The sequence below is a fragment of the Companilactobacillus musae genome (genome assembly GCF_003967595.1).
GTDB lineage: Bacteria > Bacillota > Bacilli > Lactobacillales > Lactobacillaceae > Companilactobacillus > Companilactobacillus musae.
In genome coordinates this window covers 64,492-81,912 of record NZ_BIFW01000004.1, presented here as the reverse complement: position 1 = coordinate 81,912, position 17,421 = coordinate 64,492, and the positions used below count along the sequence as shown (strand labels likewise).

The window sequence follows — 17,421 nt, the reverse complement described above, 5'->3', positions numbered from 1 at the left end:
TTAAAATGAGATCGGGACATAACTAGTTTTTTCCCCAACATTGCAGCATAAACGCGGAACAAGAACACAGCTTCTTCCGCTTAATTCAAATAAGGTTGGTAACTCAAAATCGAATTACCAACCTTATTTATATTAATGCTCGGAAGCTAAACGTGTTTTGTTCCGCTCTCATTTTTGTAATTTGATATTGAAAAGTTGACTAACAAAATAATTGCTTTAAAATTTGGTAATAAATCAAATTTGGTGAATTTTATGAAAAAAATTAGTTTATTAATTAAAATTCTTTTAGCAATTTCAGTTATTTTAATAGCTGGTCCGGTGGTTGAAAAGGAAGTTTCGGCTAGTACTGTGCAGTCAGATCAGAAACGACAAATGCCTACACTCTTTTTTCATGGATTTGGTGGTACAGTTCATTCAATGGATTATTTGATTGATCAATCGCAGGCTGATGGATATGCAACTAGAACTTTGACGGTTACAGTATCGCCACAGGGTAAGGTTAGGACTTATGGAATTTGGCCTAAAAAAGCTAAGAATCCAGAAATCCAAGTACTATTTTTAAATAATCATGAATCAGATTACCATCATACAGCAATGTGGATTGATTCGATATTGAAGGTTTTGCATCGAAAATACGGTGTAACTCGTTTTAATGCAGTAGCTCATTCTTGGGGTAATAACGCCATCATGTATTATTTAGAAACTTACAGTAAGAAGTCTGGACAGCCACAAATTGATTCTTTGGTTAATATTGCCGCCCCAATGCAAGTCTTGAATCATGATATTTATCGCCGTAACGATTGGCGTTATTCTAATCAATTGCGAAAAGATTTTAGAACATATATAGCTCCTGATTCTAATATTAGGCAATTACATGTGAGAGAACTAAATATTATGGGACAATTAAGTCCGGAAGATCATTTTGATAAAGCAGTGCCAGTTTCATCAGCAAAATCTTTACGAAAAGTTTTTCGAGGCCCTCATCAAACTTATCATGCCAGATTGTTCACTGGACCAATGGCAGAACACAGTGCTTTAACGCGCCGTAATCCCAAAGTTTTGCATGATATGGAACATTTTTTGTGGATCCGTAAATAAATTTATCGAATTTACATAGCAAGTTCATTATTTCGTCACATTTTTTCTTTAAAGTAACATTGAGTAAAATATTAAATCGAAAAAAATAGGTGACGTAATGAATTTCTTGTTAATGGCATTAGTTTTTGTTCTAGGACTTTTCCTTTTAATATCTGGAGGTCATCTCAAAAGTCAAATTGCTGCGAAGATATTTTATTTAGTAGGAGCATTTAATGTTTTGTTGGCAATGTATATTGCTTGGCCAAAATAAAGTTTTAGAAAATAAATAAGGCTCTCGAATCAAATTAGATGATTCGAGAGCCTTTTGGGTTTACTATTCAATAGAGATAAGACGGACATTATCGACGGAATCAGACAATCTCAGTTTGTCTAATAAGTCGTCAATAGTTCCATTAAGATGACCGATATCTAGGGAGATTACAACAGTTGCAATATTGTGAATAGGGATGTTTTGGTTGATTGTTAGAATACTGGCATTTGATTCGGAAATGTCGACCAAAACCTTGGAAAGAATTCCTTGTTGATGATGTAGCATCATAGAAATAACAGCTTTACGATCGTTCATTTCTTCATCAGGCAAGAAAACCAAATCTTTATATTTATAATAAGTTCCTCGACTAATGCCGACTTCTTTAACAGCTTCACTGACATTGTGGACCTTTTTAGTTTGTAGCAAGTTTCGGGCTTTGATGACACGATCGAAAGATTCAGGAAGAATAGAGCTATCGACAATATAATATTTTTCCATTATTTATCTCCTTAATGGGTTCTTTCTTGAGTTTGGTTAAGAGTGCCGTCCTCCATAACAAAAGCGATTGGGCTGGAACGTAGTGGGCACGAATTTGAACCAATTGAAAATCACAATTGTTTCAAATCTCGGCCTTCTACTAACCTCGCGTTGCGAGCTAAGTAGAATTTCACTACTGAGCCCATCGCTTTTGTTATTCCGGACTAATTTATTATTATATTTTTTATGCTTAAAATTTTAGGGGTATAACTTTAAGTAAAAATAATCTCTAGTCGGGAATGAAATCTCTGTGGACCCTCAGTGGTAAAATTGTTCTTAGCTTGCGTAGCAAGTTTAGAACAAGGTCAATCTTGAAGACACTTGGCAGGCCAAGGGGCTCCAAGTTGTGCCCACCACGTTCCAGCGGTCCACAGAGATTTCATGGACGACGGCATTTATGAGTTAACCCTTACTAAATTGAAGAAAGAATCTTAAATAAAACTAGTATCTTTTAAATTATATCATTGTGTAGTTTTGTTTGGTTTAAAGATTCGGTGTTTTTTGCTATTCTATTAGTGACTGGAGATGTTAATTTTGAAGACTTTAGTAGTGGTTTCACATCCGGAAATAAATAATTCTCAAACGCAACAGTTTTTGTTGCAGGGTGCAAAATTGCAAGATGTTACATGGCATCATGTTGAAGAATTAGAAGAAATTGATGTCGAAAAAGAACAAGCACTTTTAATGGCGAATGATCGAATAATTTTTCAATTCCCACTTTATTGGTATGCTGCTCCGGCAGGTTTGAAAAACTGGGAAGATAAGGTTTTAACTCGTAATTTTGTTTATGGTGATGGCGATGATAATTTAGGAGATAAAGAATTTGGAATTGTTGTCAGTACAGGAATGCCTTTAAAAGAATTTCAGCGTGGTGGTAGCGAAAATATCACGATTGATGAGATAATGGCACCATATTTTGCGATTGCTGATCGGGCTAAAATGAAGATATTGCCTACATTCACAATTGCTCAATTTCAATATTTGAATGATCAAGAACAAATGCAATTATTGATTGATTATCAACGCTTTTTGACACAAGAATATCCTGATACTTTGGCTCATCGTCAAGAATGGTTTGAACAAGAATTTGCTGACCGTTTTAAAAATTTTGATGAAACAACTTGTACAGAATGCGAAACAATCTTAAATACCTTTATTCAGCAAAAAGAAGATATTGATCAGTTGAAGAGTACTATTAGTTTGATAAAGCAAGGGGAGGATGAGTAAATGGATGATACAGGTCTATGGCTCAGTAAACAAATCGAAACTTTATCTGATAAACAAAAAGCTTATGAAAATAGAGCTTTTTTAGTGGCCATGAATAAAGTCGTCAATGAGCAAAATAAACGTTTAGAACAATTAAAAGGCGAAGTCGATGGTCGTCTTTGGAATCATGAACAATGGTAGTATGTTTTGTGCTGTAATTTAGTTTCTATCTTATATAATAAAGAAGAATGGTGTCCATTAGTTTGGGGTATTTTACAACCCTGAGTGCTTAATGGGTACTGTTTTTTTTTTAATTGTGGTTATTAAAGATTAATTGTTTGACTATCTGTGATTTTTAAAGTAACATGTAGTTTGCAATCAGGAGGTAATTAACTATGAAGTATTTAATAACAGGTGCCACGGGACATTTGGGCAAACATATTTTTGATGAATTAATTAAATTGGTACCCAGTTCAGATGTAACTGCTGGGGTTCATACGATTAGTAAAGCTCAACACATTGTTGACGCTGGGGCAAATGTTGAAGCAATTGATTTTTTAAATGAAGATACTTTAATCACTGCTTTTCAAAATAAAGATGTTTTGATTTATATTCCAAGTAAAAGTCATGATAGTTTTAGTCGAGTATCAGAATTAGAAAATGTTATTAAGGCTGCTCAAAAAGCACAAGTTGGACATATTTTGGCAATGGGATTCATTGCTGATCAAGAAAACAATCCGTTTGATTTGTCAGCATTTTATGGTTATCTACCAAGAAGATTAGCTTCCTCAGGTATTCCTTATACAATTGTTAAAAATGCCCTTTACGCTGATCCATTGGTACCATATTTACCAGAGTTGATTGAGCGTAAAAATGTTATCTACCCAATGAAAGATCAAGCTTTGAGTTTTATAAGTTTGGAAGATAGTTCAAAAGCTTTTGCCAAAGTTGCTGCCACGAAAGAACTTTTGAAAAATGGTAAAATTTATACCTTAACTCAAGATCAAAACTATACGATGCCACAATTGGCAGAAGTTTTATCTGAGGTAGCAGGATCAGAAATTGGCTATCAACCAGTTAGTTTGGATGAATTTGCTCAGATCTATAATGAAGGTAACGAAGGACATATGCTATCTTCAATGTATGATGCTGGTGGCCGTGGTTTGTTGAACGTTATAAGTAATGATTATCAAAAAATTATGGGACATTCGGCCATGCCATTAAAAGAGTTTCTTGTAAAAAACTATCAAGAATAAATATTAAAAATTTCAGTGTGTAACCAAACATAATGGTTGAATGCTGAGATTTTTTTGTTTTTAGGGGTGTATTTGTTGTACCATATTTACCATATGTGATGAGGAGTGATAGTATTAAAAATTCAATTCAAGCAAGAATAATCGGTTTGGTTTCGGGATTGGTATTAAATGCTTTTGGAAATGGCTTATGTATTTCAGCTAATATGGGTAGTGGTTTGTGGACTGCTTCGGCTGTTAATATGAATAAGTGGTTCGGTTGGAACACCGGATTATTGTTATTTATTATTGGGGTAATGAATGCCATAATTAATCAATTTTTGATAAAAAGATTCGATGGCAAGAGATTAATTGGAGAAATTTTGTATGTAATGTTTTTTAGCTATTTTGTAAATGTCTTTACTAATTTGCTAAATATGGTAGGAGTACCTAGTTTACCAATAGTTATTAGAACAATTTTATCTTGTTTGGGGGTAGTGTTCTTCTGCGTAGCTATTTCACTTTATCAGAGAGCTAATATTGTTATGCATCCTAATGATGATACGACGAATATTTTGCGTTTCTTGTATTTAAAAGGAAATTCGACGGCTGCACAGATTATTGATTTTATCCCACCAATTATAATAATTATTATATCTGGTATTACTATCCACAATGTCTACTCGGTTAATATTGGAACTGTTTTCTCATTTATCTTTAATGGTATTCTGATTGCAACAGCAGATAAGTGGATTTGGCCAGCGTTGAAACATAATTTCAAAACACAAAATAATTAATTAAACGATATTTGGCATTTAAGTGAAATTTAAACTTATTAGTCGTATAATAGAAATACGGAATATAGTAAACGCTTACATTTGCTTATTTCGAGTATGAGCTTTAATAATTAATTAGGTGGTGCGTATTGATGAAATTAAATGACAATACAGAAGCAAAGAGAATTTTATCGGAGCTGTATACCGATATTAATAATGCAAAGGACTTGGATAAAGAGGATTATTCTAAGGATTTTGTTCTAAAGACATATAATTTGTTGAATAAGAACTATTCATTCCAATATCTGTTTGGTAGATTACGTGATGATCGCAAAGTTCAAGATACTTTAGCCAAACTTGATAACGGTGACGAATACATTGAACAGATTGATCAATTTGCACATAATGTTGGCTATGCCATCAACTAAAAACTGAATAATAATAATTGGTAGCAATTTCATTAAGATTGCTACTTTTTTATTTTATTAATTTTGTTGTAATTGCAACAAAATAGTTATACGATATATCTTGTTTGAAAGAGAGGCAAAGTTGTGGCAGATATTTTGAGATCGATTGGAGTAATTGCCCGATCGTTGGATTCGATTAGTAATATTGAATTTAAACAATATGATTTAACAAAGGGTCAATATATTTATTTAGCTCGAATCTATGAGCATCCAGGAATTATTCAGGAAAAAGTTGCTGAAATGATCAAAGTAGATCGCACTACGGCAGCTCGGGCAATAAAAAAATTAGAAAATAATGATTTTATAGTTAGAAAACAATCTGAAGATAATAAAAAAGAAAAAAAGCTTTATGTCACTGAAAAGGGAAAGCAAACTTATCCGATTCTTGATCGTGAAGAACATTATTCAAATGAAATTGCCTTGGAGGGATTGTCCCCAACTGAAAGAAAGCAAATTTTTGAATTGTTGGAACGTGTAGAGGACAATATTTCCGAAAATTGGGAGTATGTGAAGAAAGGTAATAAGCGGATATATTAAATGGTAACTAAGATAAGAAGATGTACGACTGAAGATCTTGAAGTTTTACAAAAGCTTAGTCGGGAGACTTTTACTGATACCTTTGGTGATTATAATACGATTGAAAATTTGAATGCATATTTGGATAAAGCTTATGACTTAGCAACTTTAAGTCAAGAAATGAATAATGTTAATTCAGAATTTTATTTTTTATACGTTGATGGGATATTGGCAGGTTATTTAAAAATCAATATCTTAGATGCTCAAAGTGAAAAAATGCCAGATGATTTTTTAGAGATCCAGAGAATTTATGTTCGTAAGCAATTTAAACGACAAGGTTTAGGTAAAATATTACTTAAACTGGCGATAAGCCGAGCTAAAGAATTACATCGTAAACGAATATGGCTTGGAGTTTGGGAAAGTAATTTTCCAGCACAAGAGTTTTATAAATATATGGGCTTTACAAGATTTAGTGAACATAGATTTGTAATGGGTGGATCGTCACAAACAGATTATATTTTAAAAAAAGAATTGAGGAAATAATATGACAAAAGTAGTAGTAGATGATAAGTTTTGGGAACTTTTCCCAGAAGCACAAATAAGTACTTTAACAATCCATGGTATTGATAATCATGTGGATGAAAAAGATGATCCATATTTTGCTAAATTATTGGATGATGCAACTAAAGAATCAGAGAAATTTTTGACAAATGAAACTTTTAGAGAGAATGAAGTTATTGACCAATGGCGTCAGGCCTTTAGAGAATTTAAGACAAAAAAGGGTGCTCGTTGTTCAATTGAGGCTCTTTTGAAACGGGCCAACCAAGGACACAAGTTTTCACCAATTATACCTTTGGTAGATATTTATAACAGTATCTCATTGAAGTATGGTGTACCTTGCGGTGGTGAAAACATGAATGCTTTTGACGGTGATATGCACTTGGGTGAAGCTAAGGGTGGCGAAGGTTTTAAGCCACTTGGAGCAACCGAAGATTCACCAGCTTTACCTGGAGAAATTATTTATTATGATAATTCTGGTGCAATTTGTCGATGCTTAAACTGGCGTGAAGCTCAAAGAACAATGTTGACAGAGGACACTACTGATTCAGTCTTAGTTATTGAAGCAATTAATGCTGAGCAAGCTAAGCGAGCTACTGAAGCAATTGAAGAGTTAAAGACTTTGACAGAAGATTACTTTAAAGTAACGGGTAAGATTGAACATTTAACAAGTGATCATAGAGAAACAGCTGAACTATAATTTCCGAATAGTAAAAGGTCCTCATGCAATAACCAAAAATGGTTGTCGCATGGGGACCTTTTTTATCCATAAATTAAATTATTTAGAAATTACTTTTGATCACGATCGACCATTCCAAAGACAAGTACGATGATTCCGATAATTAGAGCTATAACGAAGTAAAAGAAAACAGTAGTAACGCTTAGTCCTGAGCCCAATGAGAATCCAATCAAGTATGGTCCAACAGTGGCACCAATTCGTCCTATTGATTGAGTAAAGCCAATTCCAACACCACGAGTTTCAAGTGGATATTGCGTTGGAGTTAAAGCAATCATGATTCCCCAAGCACCTAAAGTAAAGAATGAAAGGATACAACTGCTCAAAACTACGACCCATACAGATTGAGCAGTTCCAAACATGAATGCACCGATAATTGTTCCGACTAAATAAATTGCTAATACTTTTTTGCGGCTTATTTTACCCATTAAATAAGCGGCAAAAAAGTAACCAGGTAGTTGTGCAAAACTCATTAATAGTGTGTAACCAAAACTGTGAACAACTGAAAAGCCACGTTTGATCAAAACACTAGGCAACCAAAGGAACATTCCATAGTAAGTAAACATAATAATGAACCAAAGAATACTTAAACATAAGGTAGCTCGACGGTATTTAGGTGACCAAATTTCACTTAAAGCAATTTTTAAATTCAGTTTTTCATTTTTAACGTTGGTCTGTTCCGGCAAGTGGCGACGAATAACCAAAGTATAAAGTGCCATAACAGAAGTGATAATAACGGTAGGACGCCAACCGTAGACAGGCATGAATAAAAATGCTAATAATGATGCCAAGATCCAACCAATAGCCCAAAAACTATCAACTAGAATAAGCATTTTAGAACGACGATGACCTGAGAAAGAATCGGCAATAATTGTCGTTGCTACTGGCAATTCTCCACCTAGACCAATACCTGTAATAAAACGAACTAATAGGAATTGAGATAGATTAGTAGTCAAAGCTAAAGCTAAGTTACTGATTGAGAATAATAATAACGTAATGATGATAATATTTTTTTTACCAAATTTATCAGCAAGATAACCGAATAGAATGGCACCAAAAATCATACCGACAGTAGTAATAGAGCTGACCAATCCAACTTGAGCATCTGTTAGTGTCATTTCTTTTTTGAGCAATGGCATTATGAAAGACAGCAAAGCAACGTCGGCAGCGTCAAATAACCAGGCAGTACCAATAACCATTAGCAATTTCAGACCACTTTTGTCTGAGAATTCCATTTCTTTTGAGTTCAAAACTTACCTCCAATTATTTATAAAATATATAAAGAATTTTATTAAAGGTAAAAATTACCTTTAATAGAATAAAAATAAGACTAGCATTAGTCTTATTGGGGGTCAAGTATTCCACTAAGTTTGTAGAGTTTGGCAGGACGGCCGCTTTTACCATGCTCGATTCCAACTTCTGTAAAAAGATGTGAATGAGTCTTTCGGAAGTTAGAGTTATCAATGCTTGTAGCAGGTTCTTTCCAAAAAGTAGCATAGACTTCACGAGCTTGTTTTAGGGTAAAACTATCACCTAAGATTAGTAAAATCGTTGGTAAGTAATCAAGTCGATTAGTAATTCTTTGGAAAGCCAATTTGAGAATAAGAGCATGATCGGCAGCCAAATCCTTGTCAGTATAGTAATCTTGAATATTGTTATAAAATTCACTTTCCGATATTTTAATCGATAAAGTTTTGAAATTTAAGTCATGATATTGTAAAAGATATTGTTCGGGCAAATATTCAACTGTAAACCATTCTGCATCTTTAGCTCCATAGCCGGCCTTTAATTCGGTCATGTGAGGTAGGTAAGTCATATAAGTTAAAGCAATTTCTCGATGGTTTGGAGAACGATGAATATTACTGAAAGTTGCCAATTGCTCAGTATAAAAATCGGGTAGGTTAATTCCAATTTTTTCACGGATCAAACGTAATGATGCTTCTTCAGCATTTTCATCGGGACGTAAAATAGTTGTCGGCAATCCCCATTTGTCAGCATTGATTCCCAAGGAATTTTTGACTAAAAGAATCATAACTTTCTTATTGGTAGAATCGAAACTCCAAATAATATTAATAACGTTGATAATAAAATTGTTAGTTTTCTTTAACTCATCCATGCTAAAAGACACCCTCCAATTATCGTTGGTTCTATTATAATTTACTTTCTGTACAGTTACAGCAATATTTGCCCTTTATATTTGTCTAATGGTTCGAATGGATTTATAACTATGTTTGGAGATTAGGAAATCTCCTCTAAAAGATGGCATGAAAGTGTCATTCCCTATGGGACCCTAGACTAAAGGCTATCTTAAAAAGACTGGTCCCAGTTCATATCGATAAATATATCGGATATGGAGGGGAATATTATGAAAAGATTATTAAAGAACAGTTTATTAATAGGCGCAGCATTTTTAGGACTTGGCTCAATTGGAGCCAGTGGATTAGTTGCAAAGGCTGATACGACCACAACGCCAACAACGACACCAGCTACGGCAACGACCACGATCACACCTGGTACGATTGCAATCAAGTCAGCACCAAGTATTGAATTTGGTACCGTAAATTCAAGCGCTGATGATACTAATTATATTTCAAGTAGTTTTAGCAGTGGTTTGCAAGTTGCTAACCCTGGTGAAGCTACAGGTTGGTCAGTGACAGTATCAGGTACACCATTTACGACTGGAACAACTGGTGGAGCAACCTTGAAGGGTGCAGCTTTAACTATGGATGATACTGAAACGACACCTGTTGCAGCTGATGATGCTGATAACGTTTCAACTTTGCCAACCTTTACAGCCAAAACACCAATCACTAGCGCTCCTGCAATCGTTTTGAATGCGGCCGCTGGACAAGGTGTTGGTTCATTTACAGCTAAATATAACAATGGCGATGCTTTACTCTCAGTCCCAGCTGGTAATATTGGTGGATCATATACATCAACGCTATCTTGGACTTTGACAAATGCACCATCATAAAATAATTGAAGGAGGGGTATATTAAACGCTAATATGCCGCCTCTTTTTTTTCGGGAGGTAGTATTGTGAAAAAGTATCTGATGATTCTCTTAACGGTTTTTGGAAGCTTACTTTTAACGTTTACTTTTAATCAAAAAACGGTCAATGCAGCAACACAATCACCTGTTAATTACAGTGTATCCAGCATTCCAGCCGATAATCAGATTGACAAAAGTATTGGTTATTATGATTTGAAAGTCACACCTGGTCAAAAAGAAACAATTAAATTCAAAATTAATAATAATGACAATATTGACCACACTTACAAAGTTTCTGTAAATCGTGCTGAAACTGATACCAATGGGGTTATTGATTATAATGATCATGGCAAATTAGCTAATAAAGATCTCAAATATAATATTGAAAAACTAGTTAGTTATCCTAAAGAAGTAGACGTTAGTGCTAATAATTCCAAAGAAGTTTCAATTCAAATTACTGCTCCAGATGGAAAATTCTCTGGCGAATTGCTTGGTGGTATTTTAGTACATGAAAATGGTCAAGCTCAAAATACTGGTAAATTACCTAAAGGAGTTACGATTAGAAATGAATATAATTATGTTTTAGGACTACAACTTCAACAAAATACTGATGCCGTTAAACCAGATTTGAAATTAGTTAAAGCTTTTGAAACCAATAATAACGGTCAAGTTTCAGTTGATGCGGAAATGGATAATGATGTTCCAACTCTCGAAAAGAAAGTTGCGGTATCTGCTAAAGTAACACCCAAGAATAGTAGTAGTAAAGTACTTTTAAGTTCAAGTAAAAAGAATCTATCTATGGCACCTGATAGTGATTTTGATTATCCAGTTAATGTCAACACTGTTACAGGACCTAGCAAAAATAAGCGTCTAAAACCTGGAACTTATACAATGTATTTGAATGTAAAAGCAAATAATGGGCAGAACGCTTGGAAGCTAAAGCGTAATTTCACAGTAACTAATAAACAAATTGCTAAGATCAACAAGACAACTCCAAATCGTTCTAAGGATATTTGGATCATTCTTGGAGGAATTGCTATTCTAGTGATCATTGCCGGTAGTGTAATTTTTGCTTACAGAAAGAATAAGAAGTAAATAGATTAAAAAGAATATTATTCAATAAAAGAATCCCTGTGTAATGACCTTTAAAGAGGACCATTATACAGGGATTCTTTATGCAGAAAATAGGTGCTATTTGAATATTAGTAAATAAATATATTAATTCTTTATGATCTAAAAAACATTAATTAAAACAGTGCCAGAAACAACTAAAACAAGTCCAGCAATTGAAGCTATTGAAATTGATTCGTGGTAGAAAACAATTCCTGCAATAGTAACAAGTATCAATCCAACGCTACCCCATGTAGCGTAAGTAAGGCTTAAGGGCAATCTCTTCAAGACGTGTGATAAAACGAATAGACAGATAAAATATGATAACAATGTACCGATTGTTGGTAAGAGATTGGTGAAACCATCTGTCTTTTTCAAAAGTGAAGTTCCTAAGACTTCAAAACCGATTGATACTAATAGTAGTAAGTAATTCATAGGCTTTTCCTCGGCTAAAAATTTTCTTTCAATATCATACCTGATTTTTCTCAAAAATACACCAATTATTTCTTAAAATGAAAAAAATTCTTTTTGGCAATAAAAGAAAGTTAAAATGATTTACAAATATAATCATTGTGATAACCTGAACAAGGAAAGAGAGGGTACTACAATGACAGATTATAAATTTTTGAAACCATATACTTTTGCTAAAAAAGGTATTACAGTAAAAAATCGAATTGTTATTCCACCAATGACTGAGGAAATGAGTTTTTCAAACGGTGAGGTAACAGCCGATGAATTACGTTATTATCATATGCATAGTGGTGGTGCTGGTATGTTTATTACTGCCACAGCTAATGTCAATTCACTAGGTAAAGGCTTTGAGGGTGAACTTAGTGTTGCTGATGATAAATTTATTCCTAGTTTGAGTAAATTAGCTGAAGCTATGCATAAAGATGGAACTAAAGCTATTTTACAAATTTTTAGTGCTGGTAGAATGTCTTCAACTGCCATTTTAAGAGGGCAACAACCAGTCAGTGCTAGTGCTGTTAAAGCTACTCGGAATAATTCAGAAACACCTCGTGAGTTATCTGAAACTGAAGTTGAACAAACAATCAAGGATTTTGGTCAAGCTACTAAACGTGCTATTTTAGCCGGATTTGATGGAGTAGAAATTCACGGGGCTAACACATATTTGATTCAACAGTTCTTCTCACCACATTCAAATCGTAGAAGTGACAAGTGGGGTGGATCAGTTGAAAAGAGAATGACTTTCCCATTAGCAGTTGTTGATGAAGTTCAATCAGCAATTGATAAATACGCTGATAAGCCATTTTTAATGGGGTATCGAATTTCACCTGAGGAAATTGAAGAACCAGGTATTAGATTCGATGATACATTGAAGTTGATAGATGCTTTGAAGGAAAAACCAATTGACTACCTTCACGTTTCAATGGGAGATGTTTGGAGAAAGTCACTTAATGACAAGTCAGTTACGGTTCCGTTGAATTTGACTATCAAACAACATCTTGGTGATTTGCCATTGATTGGTGTTGGTGATATTCAAACACCTGCTGATGCTGAAAAAGTATTAGATGAAGGTATTGATTTTGCGGCTATTGGTCGTGAAAGTCTTCGTGAACCACATTGGGTTCAAAAAGTTATTGCTGGGGATGAAAAAGCCATTCGCTATACAATTTCTCCTGCTGACCATGAAGAATTAGGCTTGTACGGAACATTCTGGGACTTCCTAATTACAGCTTTCCATAATGGATTACAATTGAGTAGTGAGCCACATACTGTTGATGATCGAAAGAAATTTAATAGTACTTTGGATCATATTTTTGGCGGTGGTAAATAGAGAAGTAAAGAGATACTATCTCAAGTTTGTTTTTGCCGTCCTCCACAACAAACCCGATTGGGCTGGAACGCTGCGGGCACAGATTTGAATCAATTCTGCGAATTGTTTCAAATACTGACCTTCTACTAAGTGAGTACCTCACTAAGTAGAATTTCGCGGCTGAGCCCATCGGTTTTGCTGTTCCAGACTATTGTTTTAGTGATTTAATGTTAAATACAAAAAAGAAGAACAATTTCTATTAGTTTCAGGTAGCTTTACTACTTTGAATACTTAATAGGCACTGTTCTTTTTTGTTATAACCAGATTTGAGAAAGAGCTTTTGTATAGTTATTAGAATATTTTTTTATTTTATAATTAAAAAGCGTTTTTTCCTATACCATAATTGTAATTGACTTCAATATTAACTTATATTAATTTTATGTGTAATTGTTTAACTGTTATAGGGGAGAAATTAGATGTTTGGAAATGATTGGGTTATTTTTAAAATCCAGTTGCAAATGGCAGCTAAAGAAAAAATTGTCTTTTTTTATACGTTGGGAATTCCAATAATCATGGCCTTTTTGAACAAAGGTCCTAATTTTCACGGTAATGAAGTTTTGTATATTTATTGGGCCTATATTGTTGTAACGACTGTGCTAAACGGTTTTTTAATGAATTTGATTCAAATTAGAAATAGTGGCTTTTTCAAACGACCGTCACCTTTGATTGAATCGAAGTTTTCAGTTTTGATGACGGCATTTTTTACACAGTTGTTAATTATTCAAGCAGAGATTGTTTTTTTTAATCTGGCAACTCATTTTTTAGTGACACCAGTTTCTCCATATACATTTTTATACGGATTTTTGGTTTCATTTTTGACTACTATTGTTAGTATCTCGATGATGTCCTTGTTGCTATTACTTAAAATAAAACAAGTAACTTTTGTGATGATCGTGAATATCTTTCTTTTAGCAGGATTATTTTTATTGCAGGTAAGGCCAGCGGGAACATGGAATTATATTTTGACGATGATCAATCCATTTCAATTTATCTATGCGCTATATGCAGTACCGTGTATTTTCGATTTATTTAGTTTGATTTTAGGAATTTTTACAGTTTTCTATGTAATTATTGGTATATTCATTCTCAGTTGTCTGACAAAAAGTGAATAATTTTTGACTTGGACTAGGGTTTAAGTGTTATCGTTTTTTTAGTTGAGGTGATATTAATGAAGGAAATTGAAAAATTAGATAATGGTGAATGGTATTATTTTTTGGATCAAGAAGTAGCTCAAAGAAAGGCTCGTGCTGCTAAGTTGTGCCAAGAATTTAATGAAATATCAGCTACTGAACCTGAGAAACAAACTGCTAAAATTAAAGAGATATTTGGTTCATACGGAAAAAATATTTCGGTTCAAAGTCGATTTAATTGTGACAATGGAAAGAATATTCATGTTGGTAATGATTTCTTGAGCAATTATAATTTAACTATTCTAGATATTGCACCAGTAAATATTGGTAATAATGTTATGATTGGACCAAACGTTGATATCTATACGGTCAATCATCCAATGACAGCTCAAGGTCGACGCAAATATATGGCAAAGGGCTTTCCTGTAACAATCGGTAATGATGTTTGGATTGGCGGTAAAGTTTCAATTATGCCAGGTGTTACGATTGGCAATAATGTTGTGATTGCTGCTGGGGCAGTCATTACTAAAGATGTACCTGATGATACTTTGGTTGGTGGTGTTCCCGCTAAGGTAATTAAGAAGCTAGGAAAATAAAAAGTTCCATTAATTTCTTTCAATATTGAGAAATTAATGGAACTTTTTTACGTTTATCATATTTATTGATTTAAATGATTATTAAATATGTATTATTGTTTTGGAGTATCCGCTGAAATAGATAGTTTATGTAATTCTTTAAATGATTTTAATGAAGACTGATACTTTTGAATGGCTGTATCAGATGAATATTTTCCTAGCGGTAATCTTAAAGGCAAGTCGGAATTATTGGTTACTTGGTCGTAAATAATTTGTGCTGCTTTATCAGGATCTCCTGCCTCATGATGAGCTCCATTTTCATTGCCTTCGATAAATTCGGCAAATTGTTGATAATCTGAAATGGATGGTAAAGCCTTCTTTGATGAACGACCAGCCCAATCAGTTCTGAATCCACTTGGCTCAATTAAGAGAATTTTGATATTCAAATCTTTAACCTCTTCAGCTAGTGATTCACTAATACCCTCAACAGCGTATTTTGTTCCATGATAGAATGACAAGGTTGGGAACGATGCTAAACCACCGATGGATGAAAAGTTTACGATTGTACCTGATTTTTGTGGACGCATAATTTTTAGAACTGCTCGGCTCATATTAACTAATCCCCATACATTAACTTCAAACATATATCTAGCATCGGCGATATTACTTTCTTCAAAGGTTCCAAAGTAACCTATTCCGGCATTGTTAACTAAAACATCAATTGTATCGAATTTTACTTTTGCATTGTTAACAGCATTGTTGATGTCATTTTCATTTGTTACATCGAGAGTTAATTTTTCAATTTGACCGTGATCGAATTGATCTAAATATGATAGTTTTTGAATATTTCTAGCTGTGGCAACAAGATTAACATTCTCCTGTTGAGCCAAATAAGTGGCCAACGATTTTCCAAAACCGGTAGATGTACCAGTAACAAGCCAAGTTTTTTTATTCATAGTAAATTTTCTCCTTAAATTAGTATTTAACATTATTGGAAGCTAGACGCAGTTCTACAATACGTGAATGTTTAGGCTGTACGCAGACAGATAATAGTGCACTAGCAACATCTTCTGGTGTTAAGAAATCTGATTGAGCAACTTCTTTGGAGGTTCTTCCAAAACCGACTTCAAAATTAGTGGCTCCGGCATGTGGACAAAAGACGCAAGTTTTGATTCCATAATCCAAAAGCTCTTGATCAAGTGCTTGACCAAGCCCTCGTATGGCAAATTTACTGCATGTATAAGCCGTTTCGTCAGCATGACCTTTAATACCAGTGACTGAAGAAGTCATTATTATTTGTCCGGAATGTGCTTTTTTCATTTCTGGAACAGCGCATTTAGTGAAACAAAAGGCACTTTTTACGTTGGTATCCATGATTAATTCAAAATCTTTAACGGATGTTTCCTCTATAGATAACAGTTTTCCAATTCCGGCGTTGTTGATTAGAATATCTATTTTGTGGAATTTATTAATAGCTAGGCTGATAACTGCTTTTGCAGTTTTTTCATCACGAGCATCGCCGGCATAATAAAATGTTTGATTACCCATTTGTTGACATTTGTCAGCGACCTCTTTTAACTTTGTTTCATTCCTGGCTGTGATTATTAAATTACAGCCTTCAGAAGCAAACTTATAAGCAGTACCTAAGCCAAAACCCGAACTAGCACCAGTAATAATTGCAACTTTATTTTTAAGTTGATTCATAATAAAAGCCTCCAAAGTTTTGATTTCTTAACAAAATTTATGTTAGAACTTAAACTAATGTTTAAGTCAAGAAAGGATTTTAAAAATGGAATATTTAATTGGCGATGTAGCCAAAAAAATGAATATTAACACTTCAGCAATTCGATTTTATGATAAAAAAGGACTTTTGCCTTTTATTGAGAGAGATGAGGCAGGACGTCGAAAGTTTAAACAACAAGATATGAACTTTTTGGAAGTGATTGACTGTTTAAAGAAAAGTGGTGTGCCAGTAAAAGACATTGCACATTTTGTAAGATTATGTATGGAAGGGGATGAAACATTACGCGAGCGCTACGATTATTTGAATAATGAAGAAGTAAATTTGGAGAAGAAGATTTCTGATTTGAATGATAAATTAGCATTTCTTAGATTTAAGAAATGGTACTACAAAACTTCGGTTGAAGCTGGGACAGAAAAGATTCATTTTGTGCCTGGTGAAAATTTAGTTGATCCTGATACTAAGGCTCAATATCAAGCTGAATTGGAAAAGACCGATAATATCCATGATTTGATTGATTTAGAATAAAAGATCAGAAAGTTCTAAAATAGATACTTGAGAATTCTATAATCTTTTTTGATAAATAGTTAATTAATTCACAAATGACATTGAAAATCATATTTTTTTAAGCATATACTTTAAGTATACGAATTAACGGTAA

The 17,421-nt window shown here is 33.7% G+C and carries 21 protein-coding genes; 15 read left to right on the top strand and 6 right to left on the bottom strand.

The annotated features are described in order from the left end of the window. Positions 1-252 precede the first annotated feature (252 nt). Positions 253-1,098, top strand: a complete 846-nt coding sequence (locus LAB100_RS06910) for an alpha/beta fold hydrolase (RefSeq protein ID WP_119326465.1) — start codon at positions 253-255, stop codon at positions 1,096-1,098. A gap of 313 nt (positions 1,099-1,411) precedes the next feature. Here LAB100_RS06910 and LAB100_RS06905 read toward each other — a convergent pair whose 3' ends face one another. Continuing rightward, positions 1,412-1,846: an ACT domain-containing protein gene (locus LAB100_RS06905; RefSeq protein ID WP_119326464.1), complete on the bottom strand. Its 435-nt coding sequence runs from the start codon at positions 1,844-1,846 to the stop codon at positions 1,412-1,414. A 573-nt stretch (positions 1,847-2,419) separates the two neighbouring features. On the opposite strand from LAB100_RS06905, the gene LAB100_RS06900 reads away from it, so the two are divergent. The 8 genes from LAB100_RS06900 (at position 2,420) to LAB100_RS06865 (ending at position 7,340) form a co-directional block, all read left to right on the top strand. After that, positions 2,420-3,112 (top strand): NAD(P)H-dependent oxidoreductase, encoded by a 693-nt coding sequence (locus LAB100_RS06900; RefSeq protein WP_119326463.1) that lies wholly within the window; start codon positions 2,420-2,422, stop codon positions 3,110-3,112. Then, positions 3,113-3,292: a hypothetical protein gene (locus LAB100_RS06895; protein WP_119326462.1), complete on the top strand. Its 180-nt coding sequence runs from the start codon at positions 3,113-3,115 to the stop codon at positions 3,290-3,292. A gap of 194 nt (positions 3,293-3,486) precedes the next feature. Then, entirely contained in the window at positions 3,487-4,347 is an 861-nt protein-coding gene (locus tag LAB100_RS06890) for an NmrA family NAD(P)-binding protein (protein WP_119326461.1), read from the top strand. 98 nt (positions 4,348-4,445) lie between these two features. Further along, the gene (locus LAB100_RS06885; RefSeq protein ID WP_119326460.1) at positions 4,446-5,120 is read left to right on the top strand and encodes a DUF6198 family protein; all 675 of its coding nucleotides are present in this window, start codon (positions 4,446-4,448) and stop codon (positions 5,118-5,120) included. Between the two features lie 131 nt (positions 5,121-5,251). Next, on the top strand, positions 5,252-5,527 hold the full coding sequence (locus LAB100_RS06880) for a hypothetical protein (RefSeq protein WP_119326459.1): 276 nt from the start codon (positions 5,252-5,254) through the stop codon (positions 5,525-5,527). Between the two features lie 123 nt (positions 5,528-5,650). After that, positions 5,651-6,103, top strand: a complete 453-nt coding sequence (locus tag LAB100_RS06875) for a MarR family winged helix-turn-helix transcriptional regulator (RefSeq protein ID WP_119326458.1) — start codon at positions 5,651-5,653, stop codon at positions 6,101-6,103. Beyond that, a complete protein-coding gene (locus tag LAB100_RS06870; RefSeq protein ID WP_119326457.1) occupies positions 6,104-6,625 on the top strand; it encodes a GNAT family N-acetyltransferase in 522 nt (173 codons plus the stop codon). Position 6,626: 1 nt separating this feature from the next. Then, positions 6,627-7,340, top strand: coding sequence for a B3/B4 domain-containing protein (locus LAB100_RS06865; RefSeq protein WP_119326456.1), 714 nt, complete (start codon positions 6,627-6,629; stop codon positions 7,338-7,340). 89 nt (positions 7,341-7,429) lie between these two features. On the opposite strand, the gene LAB100_RS06860 is transcribed toward LAB100_RS06865, so the two are convergent. Beyond that, positions 7,430-8,611, bottom strand: coding sequence for an MFS transporter (locus LAB100_RS06860; RefSeq protein WP_119326588.1), 1,182 nt, complete (start codon positions 8,609-8,611; stop codon positions 7,430-7,432). 107 nt (positions 8,612-8,718) lie between these two features. Next, positions 8,719-9,492 (bottom strand): NUDIX hydrolase, encoded by a 774-nt coding sequence (locus LAB100_RS06855; protein ID WP_119326455.1) that lies wholly within the window; start codon positions 9,490-9,492, stop codon positions 8,719-8,721. A 249-nt stretch (positions 9,493-9,741) separates the two neighbouring features. Between LAB100_RS06855 and LAB100_RS06850 the strand changes: the two genes are divergently transcribed. Continuing rightward, positions 9,742-10,350, top strand: coding sequence for a WxL domain-containing protein (locus LAB100_RS06850; protein WP_162894208.1), 609 nt, complete (start codon positions 9,742-9,744; stop codon positions 10,348-10,350). A gap of 65 nt (positions 10,351-10,415) precedes the next feature. After that, positions 10,416-11,462, top strand: coding sequence for a WxLIP family cell surface protein (locus LAB100_RS06845; protein ID WP_119326453.1), 1,047 nt, complete (start codon positions 10,416-10,418; stop codon positions 11,460-11,462). A 138-nt stretch (positions 11,463-11,600) separates the two neighbouring features. On the opposite strand, the gene LAB100_RS06840 is transcribed toward LAB100_RS06845, so the two are convergent. Continuing rightward, positions 11,601-11,912, bottom strand: a complete 312-nt coding sequence (locus LAB100_RS06840; protein ID WP_119326452.1) for a DMT family transporter — start codon at positions 11,910-11,912, stop codon at positions 11,601-11,603. 172 nt (positions 11,913-12,084) lie between these two features. Between LAB100_RS06840 and LAB100_RS06835 the strand changes: the two genes are divergently transcribed. From LAB100_RS06835 to LAB100_RS06825, 3 genes are all read left to right on the top strand, one after another. Continuing rightward, on the top strand, positions 12,085-13,275 hold the full coding sequence (locus LAB100_RS06835) for an NADH-dependent flavin oxidoreductase (protein WP_119326451.1): 1,191 nt from the start codon (positions 12,085-12,087) through the stop codon (positions 13,273-13,275). 455 nt (positions 13,276-13,730) lie between these two features. Then, positions 13,731-14,426 carry a hypothetical protein gene (locus LAB100_RS06830; protein ID WP_119326450.1) on the top strand — a complete coding sequence of 232 codons (696 nt, stop codon included), beginning with the start codon at positions 13,731-13,733 and terminating at the stop codon, positions 14,424-14,426. Positions 14,427-14,482: 56 nt separating this feature from the next. Beyond that, entirely contained in the window at positions 14,483-15,040 is a 558-nt protein-coding gene (locus LAB100_RS06825; protein ID WP_119326449.1) for a sugar O-acetyltransferase, read from the top strand. Between the two features lie 92 nt (positions 15,041-15,132). Here LAB100_RS06825 and LAB100_RS06820 read toward each other — a convergent pair whose 3' ends face one another. Both LAB100_RS06820 and LAB100_RS06815 read right to left on the bottom strand, forming a co-directional pair. Then, positions 15,133-15,975, bottom strand: a complete 843-nt coding sequence (locus tag LAB100_RS06820; protein WP_119326448.1) for an SDR family NAD(P)-dependent oxidoreductase — start codon at positions 15,973-15,975, stop codon at positions 15,133-15,135. 19 nt (positions 15,976-15,994) lie between these two features. After that, the gene (locus LAB100_RS06815; RefSeq protein WP_119326447.1) at positions 15,995-16,723 is read right to left on the bottom strand and encodes an SDR family oxidoreductase; all 729 of its coding nucleotides are present in this window, start codon (positions 16,721-16,723) and stop codon (positions 15,995-15,997) included. Between the two features lie 85 nt (positions 16,724-16,808). Here LAB100_RS06815 and LAB100_RS06810 point away from each other — a divergent pair, with 85 nt between their 5' ends. Further along, positions 16,809-17,288 carry a MerR family transcriptional regulator gene (locus tag LAB100_RS06810; protein ID WP_119326446.1) on the top strand — a complete coding sequence of 160 codons (480 nt, stop codon included), beginning with the start codon at positions 16,809-16,811 and terminating at the stop codon, positions 17,286-17,288. Positions 17,289-17,421: the final 133 nt, after the last annotated feature.

What these genes read in the sequence shown, in the direction of transcription:
- LAB100_RS06910 (WP_119326465.1), top strand. Translation starts at nt 253, where the DNA reads ATGAAAAAAATTAGTTTATTAATTAAAATTCTTTTAGCAATTTCAGTT.
- LAB100_RS06905 (WP_119326464.1), bottom strand. Translation starts at nt 1,846, where the DNA reads ATGGAAAAATATTATATTGTCGATAGCTCTATTCTTCCTGAATCTTTC.
- LAB100_RS06895 (WP_119326462.1), top strand. Translation starts at nt 3,113, where the DNA reads ATGGATGATACAGGTCTATGGCTCAGTAAACAAATCGAAACTTTATCT.
- LAB100_RS06890 (WP_119326461.1), top strand. Translation starts at nt 3,487, where the DNA reads ATGAAGTATTTAATAACAGGTGCCACGGGACATTTGGGCAAACATATT.
- LAB100_RS06885 (WP_119326460.1), top strand. Translation starts at nt 4,446, where the DNA reads ATGAGGAGTGATAGTATTAAAAATTCAATTCAAGCAAGAATAATCGGT.
- LAB100_RS06880 (WP_119326459.1), top strand. Translation starts at nt 5,252, where the DNA reads ATGAAATTAAATGACAATACAGAAGCAAAGAGAATTTTATCGGAGCTG.
- LAB100_RS06870 (WP_119326457.1), top strand. Translation starts at nt 6,104, where the DNA reads ATGGTAACTAAGATAAGAAGATGTACGACTGAAGATCTTGAAGTTTTA.
- LAB100_RS06865 (WP_119326456.1), top strand. Translation starts at nt 6,627, where the DNA reads ATGACAAAAGTAGTAGTAGATGATAAGTTTTGGGAACTTTTCCCAGAA.
- LAB100_RS06860 (WP_119326588.1), bottom strand. Translation starts at nt 8,611, where the DNA reads ATGGAATTCTCAGACAAAAGTGGTCTGAAATTGCTAATGGTTATTGGT.
- LAB100_RS06855 (WP_119326455.1), bottom strand. Translation starts at nt 9,492, where the DNA reads ATGGATGAGTTAAAGAAAACTAACAATTTTATTATCAACGTTATTAAT.
- LAB100_RS06850 (WP_162894208.1), top strand. Translation starts at nt 9,742, where the DNA reads ATGAAAAGATTATTAAAGAACAGTTTATTAATAGGCGCAGCATTTTTA.
- LAB100_RS06840 (WP_119326452.1), bottom strand. Translation starts at nt 11,912, where the DNA reads ATGAATTACTTACTACTATTAGTATCAATCGGTTTTGAAGTCTTAGGA.
- LAB100_RS06835 (WP_119326451.1), top strand. Translation starts at nt 12,085, where the DNA reads ATGACAGATTATAAATTTTTGAAACCATATACTTTTGCTAAAAAAGGT.
- LAB100_RS06830 (WP_119326450.1), top strand. Translation starts at nt 13,731, where the DNA reads ATGTTTGGAAATGATTGGGTTATTTTTAAAATCCAGTTGCAAATGGCA.
- LAB100_RS06825 (WP_119326449.1), top strand. Translation starts at nt 14,483, where the DNA reads ATGAAGGAAATTGAAAAATTAGATAATGGTGAATGGTATTATTTTTTG.
- LAB100_RS06820 (WP_119326448.1), bottom strand. Translation starts at nt 15,975, where the DNA reads ATGAATAAAAAAACTTGGCTTGTTACTGGTACATCTACCGGTTTTGGA.
- LAB100_RS06815 (WP_119326447.1), bottom strand. Translation starts at nt 16,723, where the DNA reads ATGAATCAACTTAAAAATAAAGTTGCAATTATTACTGGTGCTAGTTCG.
- LAB100_RS06810 (WP_119326446.1), top strand. Translation starts at nt 16,809, where the DNA reads ATGGAATATTTAATTGGCGATGTAGCCAAAAAAATGAATATTAACACT.